Origin of the sequence: Microbacterium sp. (assembly GCF_011620715.1) — a bacterium.
In the GTDB taxonomy this organism is placed as follows: domain Bacteria; phylum Actinomycetota; class Actinomycetes; order Actinomycetales; family Microbacteriaceae; genus Microbacterium.
Genome location: NZ_WOYP01000092.1, coordinates 1 through 3,012 on the forward strand (window position 1 = coordinate 1; position 3,012 = coordinate 3,012).

2 protein-coding genes are annotated in these 3,012 nt (G+C 70.2%); both read right to left on the reverse strand.

The features are described from left to right. The coding region (locus tag QZV84_RS09455) for a SulP family inorganic anion transporter (RefSeq protein WP_292828793.1) at window positions 1-1,661 on the reverse strand (1,661 nt) is incomplete at its 3' end. Between the two features lie 130 nt (window positions 1,662-1,791). Then, window positions 1,792-3,000, reverse strand: a complete 1,209-nt coding sequence (locus QZV84_RS09460) for a glycosyltransferase (protein ID WP_292828796.1) — start codon at window positions 2,998-3,000, stop codon at window positions 1,792-1,794. Window positions 3,001-3,012 lie beyond the last annotated feature (12 nt).

Sequence of the window (3,012 nt, forward strand, 5' to 3'; positions counted from 1 at the left end):
CGCCGCTGCTGCTCGAGCGCGTCGGCGTATGCGCGACGGACCGTCTCGCCGATCCACTCGGTGCTGCGATACACGTTTCCCGGCCCGAGCTCGTCGGCGAGTCCGCTCAGCAGCACCTGGTCGAGCACCTGCTGCTCGCTGATCACGAGCTTGAGCTCGGCATCCGCATCGCGAAGGTCGTGCGCGAAGCGGCGGAGCACCTCGATGAGCGACAGGCCGATCTGGTCGGTTCCGCGCAGGCGGATGATGACGACAGCGCCCTTCGATTCGCGGCTGACGGCGGGCAGCTGGTGCTCGAAGACCGGGGCGCTCGCGAAGAAGAGGCTTCCGTACGGCTGGAGGATCACGATCTCGCCCGCGGCGATCGTGGGCGGCGGGGTGCTCTCGCGCATCCGGCCGCCGTCGAGCACGTGCACCTGCCGCACCCGCACCTGGTTCGACTGCTGGGCGACGAAGAGGATGATGCCCAGGCCAACCCCCACGAGCACCGCGTACTGCAGTGGGACGACGAGAGTGAGCCCGAACGTCACGGCCATGATCGCGGTCGGAAGCGGACCGCTCTTGACCACGGAGTAGATGCGGCTCGGCTTGATCGCGCCGATGCCGATCACGATCAGCAAGCCGGCGAGCGCGGGCATCGCGACGTGGCCGACCAGATCGGATGCCGTCAGGATGAGCAGCGCCATCACGCCACCCGCGACGATGAACACCAGCCGCGTCTTCGCTCCGGCGGCGACCACGAGCGATGAACCCGACATCGACCCGCCCACCGGCATCCCCTGGAACAGGCCCGACACGATGTTGCCGGCACCCTGCCCGACGAAGTCCCGCGACGTGTCGGCAGGCTTGCCGCCGGGAGTCGGCAGGCCCGCCCCCACCGCAGCCCCCTGGATGACGCCGACGAACGCCAGCGAGAAGGCCGGGATGAGCAGGAACACCACGTCCTCGAGGTTCGGCAGCACGGGCGCGGGGAGACCGGCGGGAACCTCGACGATGTCATCGAGCAGCAGCACCGGATCGGCGAGCCAGACATTCAGCAGCACCGCCATGCCCGAGCCGAGTACGACGGCGATCACAAGCCCCAGCGAGCCGACCGGGGTCAGGCGGAACAGGTAGATCAGGCCGACCACGACGAGGCCGACCGCGACCGACGCGATGCTCCACTGCGGGATGTGCACCAGCAGGTCGAAGAGCTTCGTCAGGCGGTTCGCGCCCTGCGACGCGAAGCCCGTGAAGTTCGAGAGCTGGCCGAGGACGATGTTCACCCCGACCGCGGTGACGAAGCCGGTCATCACCGCCGTCGGCACGAAGCGAACCAGGCGTCCGCCGCCGAGCAGCCCGGCGATGATCATGACGATCCCGGTCATGATCGCGAGCGTGTAGAGCGCGCGGTCGGGATCGGCGCGGCTCTGCAGATCTGAGTCCGAGACGATGAGCGCCATCGCACCGGTGGCCTGTACCGCCATGAACGTGCTGCTCGTGACGAACGTCGCACCCACCATGCCGAACAGGTACGCATAGAGACCCGCGAGCGGATTGAGGCCGGCGAGGAGGCCGGCCGCGAGCCCGTCGGGCACCGCCTCGATGCCCAGCACGATGCCCGAGACGGCATCCTTGCCGATCGTCTTGCGGGAGAAGAGCCTCCGGAGGGCCGCGCGCACGATCACACGTTATCGAAGCGAGTCCCACCGTCAGAGTTCGGCGCATGCCGCCACGGTCGGCCGCTGCTGCATCTCTTGCAGTTTGCAGGAGTTATGCGCCGCTCGCGGCGGCAACCCGGGTCCCGCCGCCTCAAGCCCGGGCTTGCTCGTAGACCTCGACCATCGCGGCCGTCCGCGACGACTGCCGGAAACGCTCGGCGATCCCCGGATCGGACGACGGCGCAGAACCCGCTGCGATGTCGGCGGCGGCGGCACGCAGGGTCGCGGCCAGCGCGCCGACCGACCCGTCGGCCACCGGCCAGAAGCCCGAGCCGAGCTCGGCGCCGATGTCGGGGTCGCTCACGACCGCGGGCGTGCCGAGCGACGCGGCCTCGAACACCGTCATGCCCTGGGTCTCGAACCCGATCGAGGTCTGCACGACCGCGTCGGCGGCCGCGATGCGCCGGAGCGTCTCGGAATACGGCAGCCGACCCGCGAAGACTATGGATGCCGCGGGCTCGAGCCGCGCGACCAGTCGGCGCGCTGACTTCTCCTGGGCCCCTCCGCCGATGATCTCCACGTCCGCGTCGATGCCCGACTCCGCGACCGCCGTGAGGAACGGCAGCAACCGCTTCTCGGGGCTCATGCGGCCGAGCCAGACGAACCTCGGGCGACCCGGCGGGCGCGCGGGCACACCCATGGCGAGCGCGGCATCCAGCACGTCGTCGTCGATCCCGTTCCACACGTCGATCACCGGCTCCCCCGACGCGGTCACCGCACCGTGTTCCTGCAGGCGAAGCGCGAAGTGCGAGGAGGGCGCGGTGACGGCACCCGATCGGGCCGCGAAGCGGCGCAGGTAAGACCAGCCGTCGCGCCCCGGCTCGGGCGGCCCGTCCACGTCGCGCAGCGCCCGGCGCTGCCACGCATTCAGCACGCGCAGCACGAGCTTCGGGAACGGCGTGGTCGCCTCGATGCCGACGTCGACCCGGTTGTGCATCGTGTGCACCACCGGCAGTGCGTGGCGTGCGGCGAACCTGTGCCCGCTGAGCGCACCCCAGAAGTCGGCCTGCACGTGCACGACGTCGACCGGCGGCCGGGACGCGAGTGCGGCATCCACGAACCGATCCGTTCGGCCGCCCGGCCACGACAGCGAATACTCGCGATCTGGAGTGATCGCGATCGAGGGCGTGTCGACGTAGGCCGGGTCGGAAGGGAACGCCACCCGCGGCCCGTGCATCTGGGGCGCGACGATCGTCACGGTGTGCCCGGCCCGCTCGAGGAAGCGGCGCTGCAGGCGCATCGACACCTGAGCGCCGCCGAGCGATTCGACGTGCTGGTCGCCGAACATCACGACGTGCATCGGCGCCTACAG